7 protein-coding genes are annotated in these 4744 nt (G+C 43.4%); 4 read left to right on the top strand and 3 right to left on the bottom strand.

The features are described from left to right. Positions 1–295, top strand: a 295-nt coding sequence (locus AC5JL8_RS04745; RefSeq protein ID WP_495878629.1) for a nicotinamide mononucleotide transporter, incomplete at its 5' end; no start/stop codon positions are given. Positions 296–568: 273 nt separating this feature from the next. On the opposite strand, the gene AC5JL8_RS04740 is transcribed toward AC5JL8_RS04745, so the two are convergent. Beyond that, on the bottom strand, positions 569–1471 hold the full coding sequence (locus AC5JL8_RS04740; protein WP_495878628.1) for a phytanoyl-CoA dioxygenase family protein: 903 nt from the start codon (positions 1469–1471) through the stop codon (positions 569–571). A gap of 738 nt (positions 1472–2209) precedes the next feature. Between AC5JL8_RS04740 and AC5JL8_RS04735 the strand changes: the two genes are divergently transcribed. After that, the gene (locus AC5JL8_RS04735; protein ID WP_495878627.1) at positions 2210–2410 is read left to right on the top strand and encodes a hypothetical protein; all 201 of its coding nucleotides are present in this window, start codon (positions 2210–2212) and stop codon (positions 2408–2410) included. A gap of 18 nt (positions 2411–2428) precedes the next feature. Here the strand turns inward: AC5JL8_RS04735 and AC5JL8_RS04730 are convergent, their stop codons facing one another. Further along, a complete protein-coding gene (locus AC5JL8_RS04730; protein WP_495878626.1) occupies positions 2429–2779 on the bottom strand; it encodes a transposase family protein in 351 nt (116 codons plus the stop codon). A gap of 154 nt (positions 2780–2933) precedes the next feature. Between AC5JL8_RS04730 and AC5JL8_RS04725 the strand changes: the two genes are divergently transcribed. Further along, the gene (locus AC5JL8_RS04725; RefSeq protein ID WP_495878625.1) at positions 2934–3410 is read left to right on the top strand and encodes a DUF1186 domain-containing protein; all 477 of its coding nucleotides are present in this window, start codon (positions 2934–2936) and stop codon (positions 3408–3410) included. Positions 3411–3875: 465 nt separating this feature from the next. Here AC5JL8_RS04725 and AC5JL8_RS04720 read toward each other — a convergent pair whose 3' ends face one another. Continuing rightward, positions 3876–4025, bottom strand: a complete 150-nt coding sequence (locus tag AC5JL8_RS04720; RefSeq protein ID WP_495878630.1) for a hypothetical protein — start codon at positions 4023–4025, stop codon at positions 3876–3878. 129 nt (positions 4026–4154) lie between these two features. On the opposite strand from AC5JL8_RS04720, the gene AC5JL8_RS04715 reads away from it, so the two are divergent. After that, positions 4155–4727: a hypothetical protein gene (locus AC5JL8_RS04715; protein WP_495878624.1), complete on the top strand. Its 573-nt coding sequence runs from the start codon at positions 4155–4157 to the stop codon at positions 4725–4727. Positions 4728–4744: the final 17 nt, after the last annotated feature.

The raw sequence follows: 4744 nt of genomic DNA, 5'->3' as shown, positions 1-4744 counted from the left end.
GCCAGCAATATTTACAGAGCAAGCTTCTTTTCCTTACTTGGATGCACTCACAACAGTTATGAGTTTTACCGCCATGTGGCTCATAGCTCACAAGCGGATTGAAAGTTGGTATTATCGGGACGCTAACGCCGCGCAGAACATTAGAGCAGAAGGCATCAGAATGATAAAGGCGGAAGGTTCAGTCGTCTCTGCTGTAGGAGGGGAGGTCAGACCAAAACTAGGGCGAAAGTCTAAGTTGCGGCACTCGCCTGTGAGTACAGAAGCCCAGCCTTCAGGGGAAGCCAAGGCGGGGTAGTTCACCCATAAAAACTAGCTTGGTCATCTCGTCTAAAAGTTCATCACTGTACATCTGTTTTTTCCTCTAGTTGAGTACTTGAGCGATCGCACCCCCAAACCGTGATCGCCCTTTTCTTTTAAGAATATGATACAAAGGCTGATCCCCGAATGGTATTTGTTCTGGTGGAGTAGAAGCTGGTAGCGTCCAGGGGCGCTTGGGTTTTGCAATCTGACATTAAAGCTTGCACTATGAAAAGCTAATCTATATGTTTTAACCTGAACCAGCGAAAAGTTAACCCTCCCCCATAACAAGTCCCTCGATGGTATGTGCTTGTACGATAGGTTCTAGTTCGTCAACGATTCGGCAGGCGAAGTGCTTTCGGTACTCTTTTGGTATAGTCTGGTAGTAAGCACGAGTAAACTGGAGATCGTGCCGCTCTGCATTTTGGGCATCTGGAGCATCAACACCAAGCACTAGCACCGGGCGCGATTTTTGGGATTGGTTGGCAGTACCCCGATGAATGCTCAATGCTGAACGCACAGATATATCTCCACGCTTGGGCATCTTCCTCACAGCGCGCTCTTGGTATCGGTTGATTAGAGATTTAGGCGGAAACATTTCGTGCTGAAAGCCGATTGGCCAATCCCACTGGGTGCCGGGTGCGATCTCGAAAGGCCCCATATCCTCTTCAACGTCCACGGTTGTCAAGTTGAAGGCGAGCGAGTTGAGCCTCCGTCCCGTTAAGGTGGCATCAGGTGCGGGAAAGTCACGATGCCAGGGCTGATTCATGGAACCAGGAAGAGGCACGTCAAACCCAATCTCAACGATTTTGTAGTTCTCACCAAGAACAGCTTTTGAGACTGCCACTACCCAAGGATGTGTTACGAGATCGAGAAACCCCCTGATTCTTTCTGGGTGAATTTCTACGTAGTATCGGTTAGGGCCACGTCCTACCACTCCACCAGGACGCGTGAGCGATTCACATAAGAGAACTTCAATATCCTCACCGAGGCGATCTGCCCACGTTGGCTCGAACGCAGCTTTCAACCCAATTATCCCGTCGCCGTAAAGTCCGCCCATTATAGTGGCAGTATCGTACTGCTCATCGAGCGCGGTTGGGGGGATCTGTTCTTTTTTCTCGGTTTGGATGGTGTTTGTGTATTCAAGGGCAACTTTGTGCGCGGTGGTATTCATCCCAATCTCTTGATGAAAGTATGTTCAAAAAATCAATAACAGGGGTGTCGTGGTCAGAAGAAGCAGGGGAGCAGGGAGCAGGGAGCAGGGGCGAGGTAGTAACGGATCTTGTACTCTGACCAATTCAGAGCGTCTTAGAAAGACGGAGCTTGATACCCATGTTCCGCTCCGCTTCACGGCTTCAAGACAGGGATTGCTCCCCCTGCCCCCTGCCCCCTGCCCCTCCGCCTCTTCGGTCAGGATTATAGCGATATAGTCCTGCCCACGATCACCCCAAGAACTAAATAATAATTTCAGCTAGAAGAACGCAATTGGGCTATCAGCTTCTAAATAAAAGGGTTTGGGGCGATGAAATTCAGAAGATGCTCCTGTTTTTAACCAAAAAAGTGTAAATAAAATTAATAAATACTTCTGCTGTGGCCGCCATACATATCCAAGATTTGCGCTGCAATGTCATCTTGACTCAACCAACTGAAATCCATCTCTAACAAGATTTGAGAGATGAGCTTGCCCATCTCAAAAGCTGAAACACCCTACACCGATTTATTCGTGAAGTACCACTCAGGGTTTGGGCTGTTTCCACATTCCAGCTTCATAAGCGATTGCATGATTGCACTGCGCGCTCCTCGCAATCACTTCTACTTGTTCTTTCTGAGGGTACAGGTTTTTGGTTAAAGGTAGTGCAAACATCATAGGGTTAGAGCTACAACCAAACTTTAACTACTCACTGGTGGATCAATGAACACAACAACTCCCGACGAATCCGGTTCTGGAATGACTGATGAAGATTGGTTCAGCTTGGGAAAATCTGATGCCTGGGCTGGAAAACCCAAAACACCACCCCAACAAGATGTTGAAGCAGCGAGTATGTATGAACTCGGTTACTCTGAGGGAAAGATTGAACACCCGCCAACTCAAACGCCTTTAATACAACAGTAGTTAGAGATTGGTCTAGCTTTAGACAGTATCATCCACAAAGCCGCACTCAGGGCAATCCCAATGCACCCTTGAGGTGTACTTAGATTCAAACTCATAGCCACATTGCGGACACTTACCAGTAAAAATCGGATGCCAATCAAGCAATTCTAACTGTTGCTGTTGTGTCCAGCGTGGGCGAGGCTGTAGAATCAACTCGCCGTTGTAATAGGTTGCTCCCTCTGGCTGCCATAGTTCCTCAATTTGGGCAGTTGAGTCTTCTTGAAAGTCGATGCAGCTATCCCCGTCTACTCCCGTTGGATGGACAGCACAGACTATGTGAGGATTATGGGCATACAGCAGACAGTAATTACAATTGAGAATTTTCGGCATATTACCAGTTATACATCGGGCTTTTGTTTTTGAGAATATTGAGCGAGCGCCAAGTGTAAAAGTATTAAATTTATCCCAAAAATTAATAAATTGCAGTACTCAGCTTGATAAACTACTTGAAGTTAATTAGAGTAATAGTGCCAATCTTGGACAGATGCAAATAGAAGAAATTTTAGCCCAGCTAGAAAATAATACTAGAGAATTTCCGCGTTTAGCGTTAGAAAGAGCTATTGAAGAACGAGAAGCTATAACTCCTATATTAATAGAAACCTTAGAAAAACTGAGTAATAATCTAGAAGAGCTACTAGAGAAATCAGACTATATTTTACATATTCATGCCTTATATTTACTGGCACAATTTAGGGAAGTATCAGCATATCTTACAATAATCAAGTTTTTTTCAGTTCCCGGAAATATTGCATTAGATGTAACTGGAGACATAGTAACTGAGGATTTATGCAGAATACTCGCTTCCGTTAGTGGAGGAAATATTGAGCCGATAAAACAACTTATAGAAAATCCAGAAGCTAATGAATATGTTAGGGGTGCTGCATTAGAAGCATTATTGGTTTTAATAGCTCAAGAAGTCATCACTAGAGAACAAGTCATACAATATTATGTCAGAAGTTGAGAGCGATCGCTGCTGTTAAGGCTGGTGATTATCCTATCAACACTTGAACAGTCAACTTGTACCTTGTGCCATACCTGCTTCAAGATTTTTGTAATTTGTCCGGAAAGTGGAGAACTCTCGCTGTATCTGACTACATACCAAAATCACTATACGTAAACTAGGAGACAACAGCCTATTCGTCTCCCATATATGTAGGACTGTAAAGCTCTTCTTTGAAAGTACTGCTGTGGACTTGCTCCAAGGCAGTTTTTTATTGCACCGACTGCGGGAGCATTGTTCATTTGAACGAGTGCTGGAATATGTAAATAGTTGAAGTACGTTCCTCGTAGGGTTTTCCGTAGATATTGCTACTCATTCCACTTCAGTTGAGAATTCAAAAGAATCTAAATTAATACCAGTTTGAAAAAAGTAGTTGACAGATACACTGCTGTAGAGACTTTGCTCCCGCAACGTCTCTACTTAGGTTTAAGAGTTTGGGTACAGCCATTTGTAAGACAATCGAGTCAATTGAGGCATGACAATGTAAGTGAGTAAACACAAAACAATGCCAACAGTAATCAGTTGTGCAAGTAGCCCAGGAACAGGTGCAAGCAAAAGAGCTAAAGCGTATCTCATCGTTGATAGCGTTACGAATACTGCTAACCAAGTAAGTAACACCATTATTTAAAATTAATCTTTAGATATATAGTTTGTTTATATAATTAGTTCAGTAATTTCACGCTAGTATTATTACTAGCTGAGACAATGGCTCAACAATACAAGTTAATAACTCGAAGCTTAGATTTCGATGGTGACGGAATATTTGACAGGGTAGTTAACTATACATACGATGCCAAAGGTAACCTGATATCCGAAAACTCTGGCTTTATAATGACTTTTACATACGATACTAAAGGTAACCTGACATCCGTAATAGATGACCACAATGCTGATGGGCAGCCGGAATCTATAACTAGTTATACTTATGACGCTAAAGGAAGAAAGACAAGCGTAATTTTTGACGAAAATGGTGATGGCAAGCCTGATGCTATAGGTAATTATACTTATGATGTTAAGGGGAACCTCATATCTGCTATTCACGATCACGCTCTTGATGGAAAGCCTGATTCCATAACGACTTGTACATATGACAACAAAGGGAAGCTCACATCCCAAATTGAGGACTTCAATGGCGATGGAAAGCCTGATTCCATAACGACTTATACATATGACAACAAAGGGAAGCTCACATCCCAAATTGAGGACTACAATGGCGATGGAAAGCCTGATTCCATAACGACTTATAGAATCCATTTGGGATCTTTAACGACGAGCTAAGATCAAAAATAAATGCC

The organism is Mojavia sp. (assembly GCF_059505145.1).
The sequence above is the reverse complement of the archived record's forward strand: the minus strand, read 5'-3'. Positions and strand labels throughout refer to the sequence as shown.

Excerpts from the sequence above, each read along its gene's own strand:
- AC5JL8_RS04720 (WP_495878630.1), bottom strand. The coding sequence starts at position 4,025 with ATGAGATACGCTTTAGCTCTTTTGCTTGCACCTGTTCCTGGGCTACTT.
- AC5JL8_RS04725 (WP_495878625.1), top strand. The coding sequence starts at position 2,934 with ATGCAAATAGAAGAAATTTTAGCCCAGCTAGAAAATAATACTAGAGAA.
- AC5JL8_RS04730 (WP_495878626.1), bottom strand. The coding sequence starts at position 2,779 with ATGCCGAAAATTCTCAATTGTAATTACTGTCTGCTGTATGCCCATAAT.
- AC5JL8_RS04740 (WP_495878628.1), bottom strand. The coding sequence starts at position 1,471 with ATGAATACCACCGCGCACAAAGTTGCCCTTGAATACACAAACACCATC.
- AC5JL8_RS04715 (WP_495878624.1), top strand. The coding sequence starts at position 4,155 with ATGGCTCAACAATACAAGTTAATAACTCGAAGCTTAGATTTCGATGGT.
- AC5JL8_RS04735 (WP_495878627.1), top strand. The coding sequence starts at position 2,210 with ATGAACACAACAACTCCCGACGAATCCGGTTCTGGAATGACTGATGAA.